Annotated in this window: 27 protein-coding genes; 16 read left to right on the forward strand and 11 right to left on the reverse strand. The window is 52.3% G+C overall.

All coding sequences use genetic code 11. From position 1 onward, the window contains the following. Positions 1-5: 5 nt before the first annotated feature. Genes HHI26_RS08620 through HHI26_RS08630 form a run of 3 tightly spaced genes read left to right on the forward strand, consistent with a single transcriptional unit; the run spans position 6 to position 2030 of the window. A complete protein-coding gene (locus tag HHI26_RS08620; RefSeq protein WP_133844063.1) occupies positions 6-860 on the forward strand; it encodes an isochorismatase in 855 nt (284 codons plus the stop codon). Then, on the forward strand, positions 860-1618 hold the full coding sequence (dhbA, locus tag HHI26_RS08625) for a 2,3-dihydro-2,3-dihydroxybenzoate dehydrogenase (protein WP_133844065.1): 759 nt from the start codon (positions 860-862) through the stop codon (positions 1616-1618). Before HHI26_RS08620 ends, dhbA begins: the two co-directional genes overlap by 1 nt. A 1-nt stretch (position 1619) precedes the next feature. Beyond that, complete coding sequence (locus HHI26_RS08630; protein ID WP_133844067.1) at positions 1620-2030, forward strand: hotdog fold thioesterase; 411 nt, start codon at positions 1620-1622, stop codon at positions 2028-2030. An 88-nt stretch (positions 2031-2118) separates the two neighbouring features. On the opposite strand, the gene cgtA is transcribed toward HHI26_RS08630, so the two are convergent. The 4 genes from cgtA to rplU form a co-directional block, all read right to left on the reverse strand. Then, positions 2119-3300 carry an Obg family GTPase CgtA gene (gene cgtA / locus HHI26_RS08635; protein ID WP_133844069.1) on the reverse strand — a complete coding sequence of 394 codons (1182 nt, stop codon included), beginning with the start codon at positions 3298-3300 and terminating at the stop codon, positions 2119-2121. Beyond that, complete coding sequence (locus HHI26_RS08640; RefSeq protein WP_133844246.1) at positions 3297-4283, reverse strand: DMT family transporter; 987 nt, start codon at positions 4281-4283, stop codon at positions 3297-3299. The genes cgtA and HHI26_RS08640 overlap by 4 nt, the downstream gene beginning before the upstream one ends. A gap of 113 nt (positions 4284-4396) precedes the next feature. Beyond that, entirely contained in the window at positions 4397-4654 is a 258-nt protein-coding gene (gene rpmA / locus HHI26_RS08645) for a 50S ribosomal protein L27 (protein WP_013204035.1), read from the reverse strand. Between the two features lie 15 nt (positions 4655-4669). Beyond that, positions 4670-4981, reverse strand: a complete 312-nt coding sequence (rplU, locus tag HHI26_RS08650) for a 50S ribosomal protein L21 (protein WP_133844071.1) — start codon at positions 4979-4981, stop codon at positions 4670-4672. Positions 4982-5235: 254 nt separating this feature from the next. Between rplU and ispB the strand changes: the two genes are divergently transcribed. Then, entirely contained in the window at positions 5236-6210 is a 975-nt protein-coding gene (ispB, locus tag HHI26_RS08655; protein ID WP_133844073.1) for an octaprenyl diphosphate synthase, read from the forward strand. A 306-nt stretch (positions 6211-6516) separates the two neighbouring features. Continuing rightward, complete coding sequence (locus HHI26_RS08660; protein ID WP_171148917.1) at positions 6517-6849, forward strand: helix-turn-helix domain-containing protein; 333 nt, start codon at positions 6517-6519, stop codon at positions 6847-6849. On the opposite strand, the gene murA is transcribed toward HHI26_RS08660, so the two are convergent. The 7 genes from murA to mlaF form a co-directional block, all read right to left on the reverse strand. Next, on the reverse strand, positions 6825-8087 hold the full coding sequence (gene murA, locus HHI26_RS08665) for a UDP-N-acetylglucosamine 1-carboxyvinyltransferase (RefSeq protein ID WP_133844077.1): 1263 nt from the start codon (positions 8085-8087) through the stop codon (positions 6825-6827). The two genes, HHI26_RS08660 and murA, sit on opposite strands and share 25 nt — an antisense overlap. A gap of 79 nt (positions 8088-8166) precedes the next feature. Then, complete coding sequence (gene ibaG, locus HHI26_RS08670) at positions 8167-8421, reverse strand: BolA family iron metabolism protein IbaG (RefSeq protein WP_133844079.1); 255 nt, start codon at positions 8419-8421, stop codon at positions 8167-8169. Between the two features lie 225 nt (positions 8422-8646). Continuing rightward, complete coding sequence (gene mlaB / locus HHI26_RS08675; protein WP_133844081.1) at positions 8647-8943, reverse strand: lipid asymmetry maintenance protein MlaB; 297 nt, start codon at positions 8941-8943, stop codon at positions 8647-8649. After that, positions 8943-9578 (reverse strand): phospholipid-binding protein MlaC, encoded by a 636-nt coding sequence (gene mlaC / locus HHI26_RS08680; protein WP_133844083.1) that lies wholly within the window; start codon positions 9576-9578, stop codon positions 8943-8945. Before mlaC ends, mlaB begins: the two co-directional genes overlap by 1 nt. Next, positions 9578-10138, reverse strand: a complete 561-nt coding sequence (gene mlaD, locus HHI26_RS08685) for an outer membrane lipid asymmetry maintenance protein MlaD (protein ID WP_133844085.1) — start codon at positions 10136-10138, stop codon at positions 9578-9580. Before mlaD ends, mlaC begins: the two co-directional genes overlap by 1 nt. Positions 10139-10142: 4 nt before the next feature. After that, positions 10143-10925, reverse strand: coding sequence for a lipid asymmetry maintenance ABC transporter permease subunit MlaE (mlaE, locus tag HHI26_RS08690; protein WP_133844087.1), 783 nt, complete (start codon positions 10923-10925; stop codon positions 10143-10145). Next, entirely contained in the window at positions 10925-11746 is an 822-nt protein-coding gene (gene mlaF, locus HHI26_RS08695; RefSeq protein WP_133844089.1) for a phospholipid ABC transporter ATP-binding protein MlaF, read from the reverse strand. The genes mlaE and mlaF overlap by 1 nt, the downstream gene beginning before the upstream one ends. A gap of 228 nt (positions 11747-11974) precedes the next feature. On the opposite strand from mlaF, the gene HHI26_RS08700 reads away from it, so the two are divergent. The 11 genes from HHI26_RS08700 to npr all read left to right on the forward strand — a co-directional run bounded on the left by HHI26_RS08700 (position 11975) and on the right by npr (position 20053). Continuing rightward, positions 11975-12955, forward strand: a complete 981-nt coding sequence (locus tag HHI26_RS08700; protein WP_159337316.1) for a calcium/sodium antiporter — start codon at positions 11975-11977, stop codon at positions 12953-12955. Between the two features lie 15 nt (positions 12956-12970). Continuing rightward, positions 12971-13957, forward strand: coding sequence for an arabinose-5-phosphate isomerase KdsD (kdsD, locus tag HHI26_RS08705; protein WP_133844093.1), 987 nt, complete (start codon positions 12971-12973; stop codon positions 13955-13957). An 18-nt stretch (positions 13958-13975) separates the two neighbouring features. After that, entirely contained in the window at positions 13976-14542 is a 567-nt protein-coding gene (gene kdsC, locus HHI26_RS08710; protein ID WP_133844096.1) for a 3-deoxy-manno-octulosonate-8-phosphatase KdsC, read from the forward strand. Further along, positions 14539-15114, forward strand: coding sequence for an LPS export ABC transporter periplasmic protein LptC (lptC, locus tag HHI26_RS08715; RefSeq protein WP_133844098.1), 576 nt, complete (start codon positions 14539-14541; stop codon positions 15112-15114). Before kdsC ends, lptC begins: the two co-directional genes overlap by 4 nt. After that, on the forward strand, positions 15086-15634 hold the full coding sequence (gene lptA / locus HHI26_RS08720; RefSeq protein WP_133844100.1) for a lipopolysaccharide ABC transporter substrate-binding protein LptA: 549 nt from the start codon (positions 15086-15088) through the stop codon (positions 15632-15634). Before lptC ends, lptA begins: the two co-directional genes overlap by 29 nt. 5 nt (positions 15635-15639) lie before the next feature. Beyond that, positions 15640-16365: an LPS export ABC transporter ATP-binding protein gene (gene lptB / locus HHI26_RS08725; RefSeq protein WP_171148918.1), complete on the forward strand. Its 726-nt coding sequence runs from the start codon at positions 15640-15642 to the stop codon at positions 16363-16365. 48 nt (positions 16366-16413) lie between these two features. Further along, on the forward strand, positions 16414-17847 hold the full coding sequence (gene rpoN / locus HHI26_RS08730; RefSeq protein ID WP_133844105.1) for an RNA polymerase factor sigma-54: 1434 nt from the start codon (positions 16414-16416) through the stop codon (positions 17845-17847). A 22-nt stretch (positions 17848-17869) separates the two neighbouring features. Beyond that, complete coding sequence (gene hpf, locus HHI26_RS08735) at positions 17870-18157, forward strand: ribosome hibernation promoting factor (RefSeq protein WP_133844107.1); 288 nt, start codon at positions 17870-17872, stop codon at positions 18155-18157. 178 nt (positions 18158-18335) lie between these two features. Then, positions 18336-18818, forward strand: coding sequence for a PTS IIA-like nitrogen regulatory protein PtsN (gene ptsN, locus HHI26_RS08740; protein WP_133844109.1), 483 nt, complete (start codon positions 18336-18338; stop codon positions 18816-18818). Between the two features lie 111 nt (positions 18819-18929). After that, positions 18930-19784, forward strand: coding sequence for an RNase adapter RapZ (gene rapZ, locus HHI26_RS08745; protein ID WP_133844111.1), 855 nt, complete (start codon positions 18930-18932; stop codon positions 19782-19784). Next, positions 19781-20053 (forward strand): PTS phosphocarrier protein NPr, encoded by a 273-nt coding sequence (gene npr / locus HHI26_RS08750; protein WP_133844113.1) that lies wholly within the window; start codon positions 19781-19783, stop codon positions 20051-20053. The genes rapZ and npr overlap by 4 nt, the downstream gene beginning before the upstream one ends. Positions 20054-20082: the final 29 nt, after the last annotated feature.

The raw sequence follows: 20082 nt of genomic DNA on the forward strand, positions 1-20082 counted from the left end.
GAGTAATGGCTATTCCAACGTTAAATTCTTACGCGCTGCCAACCGCAGCCGAACTGCCAGCCAATAAAGTGACCTGGGCCTTTGAACCGGCGCGTGCCGCGTTACTGATCCACGATATGCAGGAGTATTTCCTCAATTTTTGGGGTGAAGACAGCCCGCTGATTGAACAAGTCGTCGCCAATATTGCCCGGTTACGCGAGTACTGCAAATCCCAGGGGATCCCGGTGTTCTACACCGCACAGCCCAATGAGCAAAGTGCTGAAGATCGTGCTCTGCTAAACGACATGTGGGGACCTGGCCTCAACAAACACCCTGATCAGCAGAAAGTCGTGGCTGCACTGGCACCGGATGAACATGACCAGGTGCTGGTGAAATGGCGTTACAGCGCATTTCATCGCTCACCGCTGGAATCGATCCTGAATGAAACCGGACGCGACCAGCTGATTATCTGTGGCGTATATGCCCACATTGGCTGTCTGACCACCGCGACCGACGCCTTTATGCGTAACATCAAGCCATTTATGGTGGCTGACGCCCTGGCTGACTTCAGCCGCGAAGAACATATGATGTCGCTGACCTATACAGCCGGTCGCAGCGGCCGCGTTGTGATGACGGAAACCCTGCTGCCACTGCCACAAAGCAAAGAGCAGCTACGTGCCGTGGTCCTGCCCCTGCTGGATGAAGACAGCGATGATCTCCTTGATAGCGAAAATCTGGTGGATTACGGACTGGATTCGGTGCGCATGATGGCGCTGGCAGCCCGCTGGCGCCAGGTGCATAGCGATATCGACTTCATCGCCCTGGCAAAAAATCCCAGTATTGATGGCTGGTGGGCACTGCTGTCGAGGGAGCCTGCGTAATGTCATGCCGTTTTGACTTCAGCAATAAACAGGTGTGGATCACCGGGGCGGGCCAGGGGATTGGTTATCATACTGCACTGGCATTTGTTGCTGCGGGTGCCTCTGTGGTGGGGTTTGATAAACAGTTTTCGCAAAACGATTACCCCTTCCAGCGCGCCATTGTCGATATTTCCGATGCCGATCAGGTGAAACGTGTCTGTCAGCGCCTGCTGTCAGATACACCCCGCCTTGATGTGCTGGTGAATGCTGCCGGTATTTTACGTACTGGCAGCACCGAAGAACTCGCGGTGGAGGACTGGCAGGCCTGCATGGCCGTCAACGCCGGGGGGGCATTCAATCTGTTCCAGCAAACACTGCCACTGTTCCGTCAGCAACGTGCCGGCGCGATTGTCACTGTTGCCTCCAATGCGGCACACGCGCCGCGTATCGGTATGTCAGCTTATGGTGCTTCTAAAGCAGCCCTGCGTAGCCTGTGCCTCACTGTCGGGCTGGAAATGGCTCCCTTTGGTGTCCGCTGCAATATCGTTTCACCCGGTTCCACAGACACCGCGATGCAACGGAGCCTGTGGCATAAACCGGAAGACGAACAGCAGATGATCGCCGGCTACCCCGATCAGTACAAACTGGGTATTCCGTTGCAGAAAATTGCCCAACCTCAGGAAATCGCCAACACGGTATTGTTCCTCGCCTCCGACAGCGCCAGCCATATCGTGATGCAGGATATTGTTGTCGATGGCGGAGCCACTCTGGGTGCCTGATATGTGGAAACGACAAAGTAGCCTGACTGAGCTAAATCAGATGGCAGAAGGTACGCTAATTGCCGGGCTGGGTATGGTCTTTACCCGACTGGAGCCTGACTGGCTGGAAGCCACTATGCCCATGGATGCTCGCACACAGCAGCCGTTTGGGCTGCTGCACGGTGGCGCATCAGTGGCGTTGGCGGAATCGCTGGGGTCAATGGCAGGTTGGCTCTGTTCGCAGCCAGGTCAGAATGTGGTAGGTATTGAAGTCAGCGCCAGCCATCTGCGTGCGGTCTATAGCGGAACCGTACGCGGCATCTGCAGGGCGCTTCACAGCGGCAGTATGAACCAGGTCTGGCAGATTGAGATTGTGAATGCACAGGATCAGCTGTGCTGTATTGCACGACTGACAACCGCCATTATCGGCTAAAGCGCAGAGGCGCGGTACCACATCAGAACCGCCGCGATTAAGCACAAAAAAATAGGGCGCCAGTGGCACCCTATTTTTTTAGCGAAGATTAACGCTGATAGACGGTTTCGACACCTTCTTCGTCGTCTTCGTCCCAATCGTCATCCCAGTCATCGTCTTCTTCTTCAACTTCTGGCTGGGTTTCTTCCAGCTGCTGACGATGATAGTCATCCCACATGAATTCCACTTTCTCTGGCTGTTTAGCTTCCAGTTCAGCTTCTTTCGGGTTAGCGATGATGAAGGACATCAGGTCCCAGCACAGTGCGTTAACGCCTGAGCGGTTTGCCGCAGAGATCAGATAGTATTTCTCTGTCCATCCCAGAGCGTCTGCAATGGCTTTAGCACGCGATGCGGCTTCTTCTTCATCCAGCAGGTCCACTTTGTTGAACACCAGCCAGCGTGGCTTCTGGAACAGCTTATCGCTGTATTTCTCCAGCTCAGCCAGGATGATGCGAGCGTTTTCAATCGGATCGCTTTCGTCAATCGGTGCCAGATCGATGGTGTGTAACAGTACACGGCAACGCTCAAGGTGTTTAAGGAAGCGAATACCCAGACCTGCACCATCCGAAGCCCCTTCGATCAGACCCGGGATATCGGCAATAACAAAGCTCTGCTCGCTGTCCATACGAACAACACCGAGGCTTGGCACCAGAGTGGTAAACGGATAATCCGCCACTTTAGGTTTCGCAGCAGAAACAGCGCGAATAAAGGTCGATTTACCTGCGTTAGGCAGGCCGAGCATACCCACGTCAGCCAGCAGCATCAGCTCCAGCTGTAAATCACGCTTTTCACCCGGCGTACCCATGGTTTTCTGGCGTGGGGTACGGTTCACGGATGACTTGAAACGGGTGTTGCCCAGACCGTGCCAACCGCCTTTAGCGACCATCATCTTCTGCTGATGATGCGTCATATCACCGAGGGTTTCACCGGTTCCCTGGTCAATAATGCGCGTTCCAACCGGTACTTTAACAACGATGTCCACACCGCGTTTACCGGTACAGTCACGGCTCTGGCCGTTCTGCCCACGTTCTGCACGGAAGGACTTTTCAAAGCGGTAGTCGATCAGGGTATTCAGGTTTTCGTCGGCCTGCATATACACATCGCCGCCATCGCCACCATCACCACCGTCCGGACCGCCACGAGGGATATATTTCTCACGACGGAAGCTCACGCAGCCATTACCGCCATCGCCAGCCACTACCAGGATCGTCGCTTCATCAACAAACTTCATTTTACTTCTCCATCACTCATACGCCCGTGGCCCGATGCAGGTGGCACCGGAACGGGATTGCTCCGCCGTGGCCATAAGCGATGACCAATTGCGGAAAACATGGCGCCTGACACCACAACGATTGCTCCGACAAACCCTAAGGTATTGAGTTGCGGAATGGCAAAAAAGTCGGGCCAGCCAAGCGATAAAAATTCTGAAAACAGCAGGGTAAAAAGTGGCGTTAGCGTCACAATTGCGCTGACCTGAGCCGCCTGCCAGCGTGCGTAGGCTTCCGCCAGTGCGCCGTAACCCACAAGGGTATTCAGCACACAAAAAATCAGGCATCCAAGCTGCCATCTGTCCAGTTGCCACACCAGATCGGTGTGCGCAAAAGGCAATAACGTCACTGCACATAAAGTGTACAGCAAAAACAGGATCTGCTGCGAGCCGAGTCGACGCAACAAAATTTTTTGCGTCACGCCATAAACCACCCACACCAGTGCTGCACTGACGCCCAGAATCACACCCCAGGTGTAATTGGTCAGACGGGTAAAGATTTCCACCAGGCTGGTATTAAAAAACATCACCAACCCGCACAGCAGCATACAGACACCGATAATCTGGCTGCCGCGCATCTTTTCTTTCAGGATAAAGACGCTGGCAAGCATCATACCAGGAGGAGCCAACTGGGCAATCACCTGGGACGCCGTCGGGCTGAGATACTGCAACGAAGAGCCAAACAAGATGAAATTGCCCACCAGTCCGGCGGTAGCGATCATCACCCACACCAGCCAACGCGGGTGCCGGAAGAAATCACGCGGCGGCAGCTGACGTTTCAAGGCCAGAATCGTGCCCAGGCCTAACGCTGCGAGAAAAAAACGATAGAACACCACAGTGAACGGATCCATCACCTGCAGCACCACTTTCATCGCAATGGGTAACGAACCCCAGCTCATAGCGGTAACCAGCGCAAGCGCAATACCCATTCCAGCCTGTTGTTTGATGACTAACATCAGTGTTCCCTGGCAGAATGTAAAAAGCCCCGCAGTCTAGTGCGGGGCTTTTATTTTCGCAGCAGTGAACGGCTTAACAGCCGTTCCGCGGCACGAAAACCTAATTACTCAGCAACAATGCTGATGTATTTACGGTTGTTCGGGCCTTTAACTTCGAATTGGACCTTGCCGTTTGCAGTAGCAAACAGGGTGTGGTCACGACCGCAGCCTACGTTGGTGCCCGCGTGGAATTTGGTGCCACGCTGACGAACGATGATGCTACCAGCCAGTACAGATTCGCCGCCGAAACGTTTTACGCCCAGACGTTTTGCATTGGAGTCACGACCGTTACGGGTCGAACCACCAGCTTTCTTATGTGCCATTTGTCAGGTCTCCTGTTATGCGCTGATGCCAGTGATCTTCACATCAGTGAACCACTGACGGTGACCCTGCTGCTTACGGTAATGCTTACGACGACGGAACTTAACAATCTTGATCTTGTCGCCACGACCGTGAGCTACGATTTCAGCCTTGATCACGCCACCTGAAACTAAAGGTGCGCCGATTTTAACGTCTTCGCCGTTAGCAATCATCAGAACCTGGTCGAATTCAACGACTTCGCCGGTTGCGATGTCCAGCTTTTCCAGGCGAATGGTTTGACCTTCGCTTACTCGGTGTTGTTTACCACCACTTTGGAAAACCGCGTACATATAAACTCCGCTTTCGCGCTTGCCTTCTTTGATTTCAGGCTGCGCTATAAATATTCACAATAGGGCGCGAATTCTACGCAACTTCGCAGGTAAAGACAATAGCCTGTTTCGCTCTATTGCAGAAAAAAAACGCAACGTGAATGGGGACGTTTCACCGCCGCGTTTTTCAAGTACAATCTGTCATACATTTCATGCCACTGGCACGGTAAAGGCGCTTATCATAGCAGCGAACTGAGCGATAGCTGAACAGACTGATGAACTTAGAACAGATAAATGAACTCACCGCGCAAGATATGGCGGACGTCAATGCGACAATACTCGACCAGCTGAACTCGGATGTATCCCTCATCAATCAGCTGGGCTATTACATTATCAGTGGCGGAGGTAAGCGTATCCGTCCGATGATCGCTGTGCTTGCAGCACGCGCCATCAATAATTACGAAGGTAAACAACACATTACCGTCGCGGCGTTGATCGAATTCATTCATACCGCCACGCTGCTACACGATGACGTCGTGGATGAATCAGATATGCGCAGAGGTAAAGCCACCGCGAACGCCGCGTTTGGCAATGCTGCCAGCGTGCTGGTCGGTGATTTTATCTACACTCGCTCGTTCCAGATGATGACCAGCCTCGGCTCGCTGAGGGTTCTGGCCCTGATGTCTGAAGCGGTCAATGTGATTGCGGAAGGCGAAGTCTTACAGTTGATGAACTGTAATGACCCGGACATCACCGAAGAAAGCTACATGCGCGTCATTTACAGCAAAACCGCACGCCTGTTCGAAGCAGCAGCACAGTCCTCGGCCATTCTGGCAGGTGCCAACGCGGTACAAGAGCAGGCTTTGCAGGATTACGGCCGCTACATCGGCACCGCATTCCAGCTCATTGATGATCTGCTGGATTACAGTGCCGATGGCAAAACGCTGGGTAAAAACGTGGGTGATGACCTGAGTGAAGGTAAACCGACACTGCCGTTATTGCATGCCATGCGTAACGGAACACCGCAGCAAGCCAGCATGATTCGTACTGCGATTGAAGAAGGTAACGGACGCCATTTACTGGAACCTGTTCTGGAAGCAATGCACCAGTGTGGCTCACTGGAATGGACGCGCAATGCTGCGGAACAAGAAGCCGATAAAGCCATTACGGCTCTGAAAGCCCTGCCTGAGTCGCCATGGCGGAGTGCGCTGGAAGCCCTTGCGCACATGTCAGTTCAGCGCGAATTCTAATGCCATAAATTAAACAGAAAGCACACCACTTCGTGCTTTCTGTTTTTTTGTCCGCCCTTCAGATACACTTTTTTCACGCGCACTCCCCCATGCCCCCGGCACGTCACTTCTAATTTTGCGTAACGTTACGCAAAAAAACAGTTATGCCTGAAATTTATTGGAATTTAATGGAAGTTATTTGCTATAAACAGCCTGTTATTGTGAAATATAACAAGTTGCTTTATCGGAATAATACCTACAGCAGAGTGCAATTGATGACAACAATCCGCGCCCTGTTTTCCAAAAGTGCCCATGGAGGATAAGCACATGAAACACTCTCAGCAAGACTGGCACCCAGCAGACATCATTGCCGGACTGCGCAAAAAAGGAACCACCCTCGCCGCCCAATCCAGACTGGCAGGCTTAAGTTCATCGACGTTAGCCAATACGTTGAGTCGACCCTGGCCTAAAGGAGAGTGGCTGATCGCCGATGCCCTGAATGTGCATCCGGCAGAAATCTGGCCCAGCCGCTACTACGATCCTAAAACACATCAACTTATCGACCGTAAGAAACTGATCCGCAGTAAAAAAAAAGGGCCGGTATTGAATACCGACCCTTTTTTATTGCGGGAAAATCACTCTTCGCCGCTGATGCGCTGAATATTTGCGCCAAGCGCCATCAGCTTATCTTCAATGTGCTCATAACCGCGGTCGATGTGGTAGATACGATCCACCAGAGTCGTACCTTCCGCAATACAGCCTGCCAGAACCAGACTGGCTGAAGCACGCAGATCGGTCGCCATCACCTGAGCACCCGACAGCTTCTCCACGCCATGGCAAATCAGCGTATTGCTCTCAATTTCACCGTGTGCGCCCATACGGACCAGCTCCGGCACATGCATGAATCGGTTCTCAAAAATGGTCTCGGTGATCACGCCCGTACCTTCTGCCACCAGATTCAACAGGCTGAACTGGGCCTGCATATCAGTCGGGAAACCTGGGTGTGGTGCCGTGCGCAGGTTTACCGCTTTTGGCCGCTTACCGTGCATATCCAGGCTGATCCAGTCGCTGCCCACTTCAATATCCGCACCGGCTTCACGCAGTTTAGCCAGCACAGCATCCAGAGTATCGGGCTGAGCCGCACGACAGACCACTTTACCGCCAGAGATCGCCGCCGCCACCAGGAATGTTCCGGTCTCGATACGGTCAGGCAACACGCGATAGACCCCACCACCCAGACGTTCTACGCCTTCGATAGTAATACGGTCGCTGCCAGCGCCAGTGATTTTCGCACCCAGCGTATTCAGGAAGTTTGCGGTATCCACAATTTCTGGCTCACGCGCAGCATTTTCAATAACCGTTGTTCCGGTTGCCAGCGTTGCAGCACTCATGATGGTGACGGTAGCGCCTACGCTGACCTTATCCATCACAATGTGTGCGCCCTTCAAGCGACCATTAACCGAGGCCTTCACATAACCTTCTTCCAGCTTAATCTCTGCGCCAAGTTGCTCCAGACCCGTGATATGCAGGTCAACAGGACGGGCACCGATGGCGCAACCGCCAGGCAGGGATACCTGACCCTGGCCAAAACGCGCTACCAGCGGCCCCAACGCCCAGATAGAAGCACGCATGGTCTTCACCAGGTCGTAAGGCGCACAGAAAATATTGACGTCACTGGCATCAAGATGCACGGAACCATTACGTTCAGCCTTTACACCCAACTGACTGAGCAGTTTCATGGTGGTATCGATGTCCTTCAGTTTCGGGACATTCTGAATCTCTACCGGCTCTTCAGCCAGCAAAGCTGCGAACAGGATCGGTAATGCGGCATTTTTAGCCCCGGAAATTGTGACTTCACCACTCAGGCGGGTCGGACCCTGTACACGAAATTTATCCATTGCAACTGCTCTCTGTTGTCAGTCAAAAAATCTGCTGTTCAGACTCTCACCACGCCAAACGTGGCGAACGCTGCACAGCTTAAAAACCGTTTAGTTTACGGTCACGCGCCCACTCTTCAGGGGTATAAGTCTTGATGGAAACCGCATGAATACGGTTATCCGCGATGTAAGCCATCAGGGGTGCATAGACCGTCTGTTGCTTCTTCACACGGCTCAGCTCGCCAAACAGTTCACCAACGGCAATCACCTGGAAATGGCTGCCATCACCAGTAACGTGGACTTCCTGCAGCGGTAACGCGCCCATCAGCACGGACTGAATTTCATTATTTTCCATGATGCTTTCAAATTCACTTGATAATAAACAGGCACACATCTTAGTGGAATCCGCCCCACTCTTAAACAAGCAAAAAATGCCAGGAGCAGCAGTAAAAGACTAAATGAGAATGGATAACAATACGGAGGCAGGATGAAAGAGGAACCGGCGCACCAGTTCCTGAAGTAAAAATGAGCAAACTCAAGGTGTTCCGCTGTCGTTACGCGGCGCATCGATTCTGGCGGCTTAGTCGCTGCCGACAATAATTTTCTGCAGGTTATAGAGCGTGATCAGCGAACTGAGTTTATCGGTGATGCCGATAAACTGCGGTACTCTTCCACGCTGTATCGCGATCTGTCGGAGATGGACCAGCAATGCCAGCCCACCGGAATCGACGCGATCCAGCCCGGAAACATCGATCGTTTCGACCCACTGCATCACCGCTTCCCGCTGCTGCCAAAGCGGCAACAGCGTTTCACGTTCCAACTCCCCGAAGAGACGCAGATGGTCCGTCTCTACCTCCCAACGCAGTTGTTCGCTCATTACGACTGCTTATTCAATGAAATCGGCTGCTGCGAGTAGGACTTCAACAGCGCCGTCAGGCCGTCGATACCTTTCGTACGTAGGGTGTCACTCCATTCGTTCTGCTTGGTCGTGATCATGCTGACACCTTCCGCAATCATGTCATAAGCCTGCCAGTGATTCGTGACGCTGTTTTTACGCCACTGGAAGTCCAGTCGTACCGGCGGGCGGCCATTCGGGTCAATGATGGTGACACGGATAGCAATAATATTGGCATCCCCCAACGGCTGAGGCGGAGCAATCTGGTATGTTTGCCCGTTGTACATCGCCAGCGCCTGGCCATAGGCCTGCGCAAGATAATCACCAAAGGCTTTGAAATAGGCATCACGCTGTGCTGGCGTAGCCTCTTTGTAGTAACGACCGAGTACCAGCGCCCCGGCGTATTTGATCTGCACATACGGCAACAGTTCTTCACGCACGATCTGACGCAGGTAGTTAGGATCCTGCTTAATTTTCGGTTGTTCACTCTTCAACCGGGTAAACGTTTTCGCGGCTGCTTCGTTCATTAATTTATAAGGATCGGTCTGATCCGCTGCGGCATTGGCTGCCACTGGTGCGATCACCAGCATCGCCACCATCAGTAAACGTTTAAACATTATTTGCCCTCTTCTGGAGTTGTCGTCGCCGGGGCGGGCACTGAGGCCGGCTCGTCACCCGACGCAGATGAATTTTGGTTTTTATCGTCACCGTTGCCGCTTTTGTACAGGAACTGTCCAATCAGATCTTCCAGCACCATTGCAGATTTGGTGTCCTGCAACGTGCTGCCGTCTTTAAGCGTAGCAGTTCCCATTTCCGGGTCATCAAACCCAATATTCAGGGCCAGATATTGCTCACCCAGCAGACCGGAGGTGCGCACAGCCAGAGAACTGGTGTCAGGGATATTGTTATATTTATCTTCAATATCCATCGTGACCTTCGGTGAGTAATTTTTCGGGTCAAGGGTAATGTCTTCAACCCGGCCAATGACGACGCCACCAACTTTCACCGGCGATCCTGCTTTCAGACCACCAATATTGTCAAAAGTAGCATACAGCTTCCAGGTCGGTTCATTGCCCAGTGACTTCAGGTCGGCAACGCGTAGACAGAGAAAAATAATCGCGCACAGCGCCAGCAGTAAAAAGGCACCTACCCAAATCTCGCTTTTTTTCGTTTGCATTGAATCAGTTCCCAAACATCAGTGCTGTAAGCACAAAATCCAGACCGAGCACTGCCAGTGAAGCATGTACTACGGTACGCGTCGTTGCCCGACTGATCCCTTCAGAAGTCGGAATGGCGTCATAGCCGTTAAACAGCGCAATCCAGGTGACCGTCACCGCAAAAACGGCGCTCTTGATTACGCAGTTGATAAGATCCGTGCGCAGGTCGACCGCATTCTGCATGGCTGACCAGAAGAATCCAGGATCGATACCTTTCCAGCTGACCCCCACCAGCCCACCGCCAAGAATACCCACCGCGACAAAAATCAGGGTAAGCAACGGCATACTGATGACACCCGCCCAGAAGCGCGGAGAGATAATGCGCCGCAGAGGATCAACCGCCATCATTTCCATGCTGGAAAGCTGCTCAGTGGCTTTCATCAGGCCAATTTCTGCTGTCAGTGCTGAACCGGCACGCCCGGCGAACAGTAACGCGGTGACAACCGGCCCCAGTTCGCGCAACAGCGACAGTGCAACCATCATGCCCAGGCCTGTTTCGGCACTGTATGTCTTCAGCACCAGATAACCCTGCAGGCCAAGCACCATGCCGATAAACAGCCCGGAGACCACGATAATTAATAACGACATCACGCCAACGCTATACAACTGTTTTATCAGCAATGGCGCATGTTTACGAAAGCGAGGAATGCCAAAAAGTGCATGGAATAACATCAACCCTGCACGGCCAAAGGAGGCGCAGGTATTAATGCCCGTTCGCCCGAGTGACGCCAGTGCTCTTAGAAACATCAGTCTGTCACCCTCCCTGAGCCGACTAAATCTTGCAGATAATCCCCTGCCGGGAAACGGAACGGCACGGGCCCGTCAGCAATACCATCAATAAACTGACGCACGCGGGCATCATCATTTTCACGTAACTGTGGGGCTGTCCCCTGTGCAATCACTTTTTGATCGGCGATAATATACGCATAATCGGCAATGCTCAGCACTTCCGGGACATCGTGAGAAACCACGATACAGGTAACACCCAAAGCGTGATTAAGCTCATCGATTAACTTCACCAGCACGCCCATGGTAATCGGATCCTGCCCGACAAACGGTTCGTCGAACATAATCAAATCGGGTTCAAGTGCAATCGCACGGGCCAGAGCGGCACGCCGCGCCATTCCGCCAGACAGTTCAGAGGGTTTCAGATTGGCGGCACCGCGTAATCCCACGGCTTCCAGTTTCATCATCACCGTACTGTTCAGCAAGGGCTCTGGGAGACGGGAATGTTCACGCAGCGGCCATGCAACGTTGTCAAAGACGCTGAGATCGGTAAACAGCGCACCTGACTGAAACAGCATACTCATCTTCTTACGCGCTTCGTAAAGACGCGAACGCGACAGCGCGGGAATGTTCTCACCATTGAACCAGATTTCACCGCTGTCAGGCGGGATCTGCCCACCTATCAGTCGTAACAACGTAGTTTTACCGATCCCGGATGGCCCCATAATGGCGGTGACTTTCCCTTTGGGCACCGTAAGCGAGATGTTATCGAAAATCGGACGGTTGCCACGGGAGAAACTCACACCCCGGACATCCACCAGATTCGTCTCCGCCTGGCTCATAGTTACCTCTATCTTTATTTTTAGGCGATTAATTTACCCCCGATAGTAACGTATTACCCTCCGGGCCGGGCATTTTTACAGAATCTTACCTCTGTGACGTAGCTAAAGTTGGCATAAGTTTTACTTTTTGCTTTGAGACCGTCAAAATCACTGCCATTAAATTTTCCATGCCTTACTTCGTTGTCGCCACCTGCCCTCGACGATAAGACCTGACCACAAGGACACTTCATGCTCGTCGCTACAGCACTACTGATTATCGGTTTAGTCTTACTGGTTTATGGAGCCGATCGTCTGGTGTTTAGCGCCGCTATCTTGTGCAGATCCTTTGGTATTCCCCCGTTAATTATCGGAATGACCGTGGTGGGCATCGGCACCTCACTGCCCGAGCTGATTGTCTCGTTCTCTGCTGCTACACATGGGCAGATGGATATTGCCGTAGGAACAGCGATGGGCTCGAATATTACCAATATTTTGCTGATATTGGGAGGCGCAGCGCTGCTACACCCGCTCACCGTTCATTCAAACCTGATCCGGCGTGAGCTCCCACTGATGCTGCTGGTCACCCTGCTGTGCGGTGTGACGTTGTTCGATAACGAACTGAGCCGGAATGATGGTCTGGCGCTGATCGCTATCGCAGCCATCTATCTGTTGTTCATCATTAAAATCGCACGCCGTGCTGAACGCGACGGTAATGACTCTCTGACCCGGGAACAGCTGGCCGAACTGCCACGCGATGAGGCGGGCAATACCGTTGCTTTCCTGTGGCTGGCCGTTGCGCTGATCCTGCTACCCATGTCTACGCGTATGGTGATCGATAATGCGACGGTCATTGCTGATTATTTTGGCGTGAGTGAACTGGTGATTGGCCTGACCATCATTTCAGTAGGCACCAGCCTGCCGGAACTGGCTACGGTTATTGCCGGAGCACTAAAAGGCGAAGATGATATCGCCGTCGGAAACCTGATTGGTTCAAACATCTATAATATCGCGATTGTGCTGGGCATCCCGGCACTGATTCATCCCGGCACGCTCGACACCGCTATCTTCGCCCGTGATTATTGGGTGATGCTGGGTGTCAGTGCGCTGTTTACATTAATCTGTTTGCAACGCAGTCGTCGCATTGGTCGGCTGGCTGGTGCATTGTTGCTGTGCGGATTTATCGTCTGGGTGGGAATGCTCTATGGCTTCCCCTCTGTGACTTTCTGGTAAAAGGACTGGACTACTATGGCGCATATCACTGCCGATCCCGACTTTGACTTTCAACAGGCCGGGAAAGAAGTATTGCGGATTGAACGTGAAGGGTTAGAGCAGCTCGATCAGTACATCAACGACGATTTTACCCATGCCTGCAACCTGATCTATCGCTGTGGCGGTAAAGTTGTGGTGATGGGAATGGGGAAATCGGGGCATATCGGTAAGAAAATAGCCGCTACCTTTGCCAGTACCGGTACGCCATCGTTTTTTGTCCACCCCGCTGAGGCCAGTCACGGCGATCTGGGCATGGTCAGCCCCAATGACGTAGTATTAGCCATCTCTAACTCCGGTGAATCTTCCGAAGTTCTGGCACTGATTCCGGTGCTAAAACGCTTACGCGTCACATTAATCTGCCTCACCAGCCGCCCGGAAAGTGCAATGGGCCGCGCAGCGGATGTGCATCTGTGTGTTAAAGTGCCACAGGAAGCTTGTCCACTGGGCCTGGCACCAACGACCAGCACGACGGCAACACTGGTCATGGGAGATGCCCTGGCCGTTGCCCTGTTGAAAGCACGTGGCTTCACACCGGAAGATTTTGCGCTCTCCCATCCCGGTGGTGCGCTGGGGCGTAAGCTGCTACTGCGTGTTGATGATATCATGCACTCGGGCAGCGACATGCCGCACGTGAGCCGTGATGCTTCACTCCGCGATGCGCTGCTGGAAATAACGCGTAAAAATATGGGAATGACGGTAATCTGCAACGATTTGATGAAAATCGAAGGCATCTTTACCGATGGCGATTTGCGCCGTGTCTTCGATATGGGCGTTGATATCCAGCATGCCGGCATCGAAAGCGTGATGACCCCGGGCGGGATCCGCGTTCGGCCTAATACCCTGGCAGTGGATGCGCTGAATCTGATGCAAAATAAGAATATTACCTCCGTGATGGTCGCCGACGGCGACACACTGCTGGGCGTGGTGCATATGCATGACATGCTTCGTGCTGGTGTGGTTTAACAAAGGAAGTGAACAAAAATGAGTCATTCAGCAGCCACCGTTGAGACCTGTTACGGCCCGGTCAGCCAACAGGTGATGGCACAAGCGCAGAACATAAAACTGTTGATCTGCGATGTCGATGGTGTCATGTCAGACGGCGTGATCTACCAGGGTAACAATGGTGAAGAACTCAAAGCCTTCAATGTGCGTGATGGTTATGGTATTCGCTGCCTGCTCACCTCCGGGATTGAAGTGGCTATTATTACCGGCCGTAAAGCCAAACTGCTGGAAGATCGCTGTGCCACACTGGGGATTACGCATCTTTACCAGGGACAAACGGATAAGCTTTTGGCCTTCCGTGAACTTCTGGATACACTGTCACTCAGTGCGGAGCAGGTTGCCTATATTGGTGATGATCTGATTGACTGGCCGGTCATGGCTGAAGTGGGCCTGAGTGTGACCGTTGCTGATGCTCATCCCATTTTGCTTCCCCGCGCTCACTACGTGACCCGTATTGCGGGTGGTCGTGGTGCAGTTCGGGAAATTTGCGATCTAATCCTGATTGCACAGGGCAAGTTTGATGAGGCCAAAGGGCAGTCGGTATGAGTAAAACAAGACGCTGGATGACGCTGATACTGGCACTGATCGCCATTGTGCTGATTGGCTGGAATCTGACTGCCACCGATGATAACGACGGTGCAGCAACGCAGGACAATAATGAACCCACCTATATGAGTGATAACTCACATACGGTAGTTTATAACCCAACCGGAGCGCTGAGCTACAAGCTGGTTTCTGACAAGGTGACCTATTTTTCGGCGGATGCTGTAACCTGGTTCGATAACCCGGTGATGACCACCTACGATGAGAACAAGGTTCCAACGTGGTCAGTGCGTGGAGACAAAGCCAAGCTCACTAACGATCGCATGCTGTACCTATACGGGCATGTGGAAGTTAACAGCCTGACGAAAGACGCACAGCTTGAGCGCATCAAAACAGATAATGCGCAAATTAACCTGACGACTCAGGATGTGACCTCGGACGATCAGGTAACACTTTATGGCAGCAGCTTTAACTCTACAGGTATGAAGATGCGTGGGAATTTACGGAAGAAAACTGCCGAGTTGATTGAAAAGGTCAAAACATCTTATGAAATTCAAAATGAACAAAAGCCTTAAGTTACTGACTGCAACCCTGCTGTTCGCCGTGAGCGTTCCTGCTTTAGCGTTAACGGGCGATTCGGATAAACCGGTGAATGTCGACTCGGAAAATCAGGCGCTGGATATGCAAGGCAACGTTGCCACGTTTACCGGAAAAGTCATCGTGACGCAGGGTACGATTAAAATCACGGCCGATAAAGTGGTGGTGACCCGTCCGGGTGGCGACAGCAATAAAACCATTGTTGATGCCTACGGCAATCCTGCGACCTTCTACCAGATGCAGGACAGTGGCAAACCCGTGCAGGGTCACGCCCAGAAAATGCATTACGAACTGGCGAAAGACCTGGTGGAGTTAACCGGCAACGCCTATCTGGAGCAGCTCGACAGCAACGTCAAAGGCGATCGCATCACCTATCTGGTGAAAGAGCAAAAAATGCAGGCCTTCGGCAGCAGCGGCAAACGTGTCACTACCGTACTGGTGCCATCGCAGTTGCAGGACAAAGGCACACCGTCAAACGGTCAGAAAAAGAGTAACTAACGAACATGGCAACCTTAATTGCGGAAAACCTCGCGAAGGCTTACAAAGGCCGCCGCGTGGTTGAAGATGTCAGCCTGCAAGTGAAGTCTGGCGAAATCGTGGGCCTGCTTGGCCCGAACGGCGCAGGCAAGACCACCACGTTTTACATGGTGGTTGGCATCGTGCCGCGTGATGCAGGTCGTATCGTGATCGACGATGAAGACATCAGCATTTTACCGCTGCATGCGCGTGCGCGTCGGGGCATTGGCTATCTGCCACAGGAAGCCTCTATTTTCCGCCGTCTGAGTGTTTACGATAATCTGATGGCGGTGCTGCAAATTCGTGAAGATCTGACCAGTGAGCAGCGTGAAGATCGTGCTAATGAACTGCTGGAAGAGTTTCACATCGAACATTTACGTGACAGCCTCGGTCAGGCGCTATCAGGCGGTGAACGCCGCCGCGTAGAAATTGCCCGTGCGCTGGCCGCCAATCCAAAATTCATCCTGCTGGATGAACCGTTTGCCGGTGTTGACCCGATTTCCGTTATTGATATTAAAAAGATTATTGAACACCTGCGTGACAGCGGCCTCGGCGTGCTGATCACCGACCATAACGTACGTGAAACGCTGGCAGTGTGTGAGAGAGCCTATATCGTCAGCCAGGGGCATCTTATCGCCCACGGCACCCCGGAAGCGATCCTGGCCGATGAGCAAGTTAAGCGTGTCTATTTGGGTGAAGAGTTCAGACTCTGATAAGGTGTTCACATTCGGTAAGTTTTCTGGGGAATTAATACTCTGAATATGAAGCAAGGTTTACAACTCAGGCTGAGTCAACAGCTTGCCATGACGCCACAACTGCAGCAGGCCATTCGCCTGCTGCAACTCTCTACGCTTGAACTACAGCAGGAAATTCAGCTGGCGCTGGAAAGTAACCCGTTGCTTGAACAGACCGACATTCACGAAGAAGTTGATACCCGCGAATATCAGGAAACAGAAGCGCTGGATACCCGGGAAGCGCTGGAACAGAAAGACATGCCCGAGGAGCTTCCACTGGATGCGACCTGGGATGAAATCTACACCGCTGGTACGCCGTCAGGCACGGGTACCGATTACCATGACGATGAGTTACCTGTTTATCAGGGTGAAACGACCCAGACACTACAGGACTATCTGATGTGGCAGGTGGAGCTAACGCCTTTTACCGATACCGATCGCGCGATTGCGACCTCCATTGTCGATGCTGTCGACGATACGGGCTATCTGACCGTGTCGCTCGAGGAAGTGCTTGAAAGTATGGGTAACGACGAGCTGACCCTTGACGAAGTGGAAGCAGTGCTGAAACGTGTACAGCGTTTTGATCCAGTAGGCGTCTGCGCCCGCGATCTGCGCGACTGTTTACTGGTACAGCTCTCCCAGTTTGCGGCAGATGTGCCGCTGCTGAAAGAAGCACGGCTGATTGTCAGTGAGCATCTCGACCTGCTCGCCAACCATGATTTCCGCAGCCTGATGCGCGTCACACGCCTTAAAGAAGACGTGCTGAAGGGAGCGATGCAGGTCATTCAAACGCTTGACCCGCGCCCAGGCCAATCGATCAATACTCAGGAACCCGAGTATGTCATTCCAGATGTGCTGGTGCGTAAAGTCAGTAATCGCTGGATGGTCGAGTTGAATGCAGACAGTGTGCCGCGTCTGAAGATTAATCAGCATTACGCTTCACTAGGCTCAAGTTCACGCAGCGACAGTGATTCGCAGTTTATCCGCAGTAATTTGCAGGAAGCCAAGTGGCTGATTAAAAGCCTGGAAAGCCGAAATGATACGCTGCTGAAAGTGACACGCTGTATCGTGGATCAGCAGCAGGCCTTTTTCGAACAGGGCGAAGAGTATATGCGCCCAATGGTGCTGGCTGATATTGCCAGTGCCGTCGAAATGCATGAATCGACCATTTCCCGTGTGACCACCCAGAAATACCTGCACAGTCCACGTGGTATTTTTGAACTTAAGTATTTTTTCTCCAGTCACGTCAATACCGAAGGAGGGGGCGAAGCGTCCTCAACGGCGATCCGTGCACTGGTGAAAAAATTAATCTCGGCGGAGAATCCCGTCAAACCACTCAGCGACAGCAAGCTCACCTCCATGCTTTCCGAACAGGGAATTATGGTGGCACGGCGCACTGTGGCAAAATACCGAGAGTCTTTATCCATCCCGCCATCAAATCAGCGCAAACAGCTGGTCTGAACGAACAGAGAAGGAAGACACTATGCAGCTCAATATCACTGGACAGCACGTTGAAATCACCGAGCCACTGCGCGAGTTTGTGACAGCGAAGTTTGCCAAACTGGAGCAATACTTTGACCGGATTAACCAGGTCTATATTGTTTTAAAAGTGGAGAAAGTGACGCAAATTGCCGATGCAACATTGCATGTGAATGGCGGTGAGCTGCATGCCACCTCGGAAGATAAAGATATGTACGCGGCGATTGACGGCCTGATCGACAAGCTGACTCGCCAGTTGAATAAACACAAAGATAAGCTAAAACAACACTAAATCTCACAATGCATTGATGGTGTTTCAGCAACCCGCTTCTACTGGCATATGCTGAAAGCGGTATCGGCTCGTATTCTTCCGGGAATACGAGCCGTTAATCAATACGGCATGTTAATCTCTTGATCTGAACGCTGGTAAAGAGTGTCCTGCCTGCGGAAGTGAAAAGTTAAGTGAAACTATGATGAACAATGATTTGAAACTGGAACTGGGCTCCGTCTTGAGCATCTCGTGTACCCGTAATGGCGTACATTGCCAGAGCAAAAAACGGGCGCTGGAAATTATCAGCGAGCTTGCGGCGAAACAGCTTAACCTCCCGCATCAGACAATTTTTGAAGCGATTCTGACGCGTGAAAGAATGGGCAGCACCGGTATCGGTAATGGCATTGCCATCCCGCACGGCAAGCTGGAAGAAGATACGCTACGCGCAGTCGGTGTCTTCATTCGCCTTGACCAGCCCATCGCGTTTGATGCAATTGATAATCAGCCCGTGGACCTGTTGTTTGCCCTGCTGGTGCCAGCAGATCAGTGTAAAACACATCTTCATACTCTCTCTCTGGTTGCCAAGCGCCTGGCAGATAAAACCGTTCTGCGTCGCCTGCGCGCCGCACAATCCGATGAAGATCTTTACGAGATCATCACGGAAGATCACGAAGAGAGTTAGTCATTCTTGCCACAGTCCCCGACATAATGAAGTTGCAGCAACGCAGCGAAACGCAGCGCTGGTGCAGCTTCTGGTCTAAGGGAAAGCGGGTTAAATTGGGGGAAAAGTGAAATGGTGCTGATGATCGTCAGCGGTCGCTCAGGCTCAGGGAAATCAGTGGCATTACGCGCGCTGGAAGACATGGGTTTTTACTGCGTGGATAACCTGCCTGTAGTCTTGCTACCTGATCTGGCTCATTCGCTGGCTGAGCGCAACATATCTGCTGCTGTGAGTATCGATGTACGTAACATGCCGGAATCTCCGGAGGTATTTGAAACCGCGCTCACCAATTTGCCAGACTGTTTTTCGCCGCAGCTTCTGTTCCTGGATGCTGACCGTAATACCTTAATCCGTCGCTATAGCGATACCCGTCGCCTGCATCCGCTCTCCAGTAAAAATCTGTCGCTGGAAAGTGCCATCGATGAAGAAAGCGATCTGCTGGAACCGCTACGTTCCCGTGCCGATTTGATTATCGACACCTCAGAAATGTCAGTGCACGAGCTGGCAGAGATGCTACGTACCCGCCTGCTGGGGAAACGCGAACGTGAACTGACCATGGTATTCGAATCTTTCGGTTTCAAACACGGTATTCCCATTGATGCCGACTATGTGTTTGATGTCCGTTTTCTGCCGAATCCACACTGGGATCCGAAGCTGCGTCCGATGACCGGTCTTGATCGCCCCGTTGCCGCCTTCCTTGATCGTCATACTGAAGTGCATAATTTTATTTATCAGACGCGCAGCTACCTCGAGTTATGGTTACCGATGCTGGAAACCAATAACCGTAGCTATCTGACAGTGGCGATCGGCTGTACCGGCGGTAAACATCGTTCCGTGTATATTGCCGAGCAACTGGCAGATTATTTCCGCTCGCGCGGTAAAAACGTTCAGTCTCGTCACCGTACGCTGGAAAAACGCAAATCATGACCGTAAAACAGACTGTTGAGATTAAAAATAAGCTGGGTATGCACGCACGTCCGGCGATGAAGCTGTTCGAACTGGTACAGAGTTTTGATGCTGAAGTGCTGCTGCGCAATGAAAGCGGTACTGAAGCGGAAGCGAGCAGCGTGATTGCGCTACTGATGCTTGACTCAGCTAAAGGCGGTCATATCGAAGTAGAAGCCAGTGGTGCGCAAGAAGAAGAAGCGCTGGCCGCGGTGATCGATCTGTTTAATGCCGGATTCGACGAAGACTAATCATCCCCCTGAACAGACCGGCGTTTCAG

The sequence above is a fragment of the Erwinia sp. JH02 genome (assembly GCF_013074405.1).
GTDB classification, from domain to species: Bacteria; Pseudomonadota; Gammaproteobacteria; order Enterobacterales; family Enterobacteriaceae; genus Erwinia; species Erwinia rhapontici.

Excerpts from the sequence above, each read along its gene's own strand:
- HHI26_RS08620 (WP_133844063.1), top strand. The coding sequence starts at position 6 with ATGGCTATTCCAACGTTAAATTCTTACGCGCTGCCAACCGCAGCCGAA.
- dhbA (WP_133844065.1), top strand. The coding sequence starts at position 860 with ATGTCATGCCGTTTTGACTTCAGCAATAAACAGGTGTGGATCACCGGG.
- HHI26_RS08630 (WP_133844067.1), top strand. The coding sequence starts at position 1,620 with ATGTGGAAACGACAAAGTAGCCTGACTGAGCTAAATCAGATGGCAGAA.
- cgtA (WP_133844069.1), bottom strand. The coding sequence starts at position 3,300 with ATGAAGTTTGTTGATGAAGCGACGATCCTGGTAGTGGCTGGCGATGGC.
- rpmA (WP_013204035.1), bottom strand. The coding sequence starts at position 4,654 with ATGGCACATAAGAAAGCTGGTGGTTCGACCCGTAACGGTCGTGACTCC.
- rplU (WP_133844071.1), bottom strand. The coding sequence starts at position 4,981 with ATGTACGCGGTTTTCCAAAGTGGTGGTAAACAACACCGAGTAAGCGAA.
- ispB (WP_133844073.1), top strand. The coding sequence starts at position 5,236 with ATGAACTTAGAACAGATAAATGAACTCACCGCGCAAGATATGGCGGAC.
- HHI26_RS08660 (WP_171148917.1), top strand. The coding sequence starts at position 6,517 with ATGAAACACTCTCAGCAAGACTGGCACCCAGCAGACATCATTGCCGGA.
- murA (WP_133844077.1), bottom strand. The coding sequence starts at position 8,087 with ATGGATAAATTTCGTGTACAGGGTCCGACCCGCCTGAGTGGTGAAGTC.
- ibaG (WP_133844079.1), bottom strand. The coding sequence starts at position 8,421 with ATGGAAAATAATGAAATTCAGTCCGTGCTGATGGGCGCGTTACCGCTG.
- mlaB (WP_133844081.1), bottom strand. The coding sequence starts at position 8,943 with ATGAGCGAACAACTGCGTTGGGAGGTAGAGACGGACCATCTGCGTCTC.
- mlaC (WP_133844083.1), bottom strand. The coding sequence starts at position 9,578 with ATGTTTAAACGTTTACTGATGGTGGCGATGCTGGTGATCGCACCAGTG.
- mlaD (WP_133844085.1), bottom strand. The coding sequence starts at position 10,138 with ATGCAAACGAAAAAAAGCGAGATTTGGGTAGGTGCCTTTTTACTGCTG.
- mlaE (WP_133844087.1), bottom strand. The coding sequence starts at position 10,925 with ATGTTTCTAAGAGCACTGGCGTCACTCGGGCGAACGGGCATTAATACC.
- mlaF (WP_133844089.1), bottom strand. The coding sequence starts at position 11,746 with ATGAGCCAGGCGGAGACGAATCTGGTGGATGTCCGGGGTGTGAGTTTC.
- HHI26_RS08700 (WP_159337316.1), top strand. The coding sequence starts at position 11,975 with ATGCTCGTCGCTACAGCACTACTGATTATCGGTTTAGTCTTACTGGTT.
- kdsD (WP_133844093.1), top strand. The coding sequence starts at position 12,971 with ATGGCGCATATCACTGCCGATCCCGACTTTGACTTTCAACAGGCCGGG.
- kdsC (WP_133844096.1), top strand. The coding sequence starts at position 13,976 with ATGAGTCATTCAGCAGCCACCGTTGAGACCTGTTACGGCCCGGTCAGC.
- lptC (WP_133844098.1), top strand. The coding sequence starts at position 14,539 with ATGAGTAAAACAAGACGCTGGATGACGCTGATACTGGCACTGATCGCC.
- lptA (WP_133844100.1), top strand. The coding sequence starts at position 15,086 with ATGAAATTCAAAATGAACAAAAGCCTTAAGTTACTGACTGCAACCCTG.
- lptB (WP_171148918.1), top strand. The coding sequence starts at position 15,640 with ATGGCAACCTTAATTGCGGAAAACCTCGCGAAGGCTTACAAAGGCCGC.
- rpoN (WP_133844105.1), top strand. The coding sequence starts at position 16,414 with ATGAAGCAAGGTTTACAACTCAGGCTGAGTCAACAGCTTGCCATGACG.
- hpf (WP_133844107.1), top strand. The coding sequence starts at position 17,870 with ATGCAGCTCAATATCACTGGACAGCACGTTGAAATCACCGAGCCACTG.
- ptsN (WP_133844109.1), top strand. The coding sequence starts at position 18,336 with ATGATGAACAATGATTTGAAACTGGAACTGGGCTCCGTCTTGAGCATC.
- rapZ (WP_133844111.1), top strand. The coding sequence starts at position 18,930 with ATGGTGCTGATGATCGTCAGCGGTCGCTCAGGCTCAGGGAAATCAGTG.
- npr (WP_133844113.1), top strand. The coding sequence starts at position 19,781 with ATGACCGTAAAACAGACTGTTGAGATTAAAAATAAGCTGGGTATGCAC.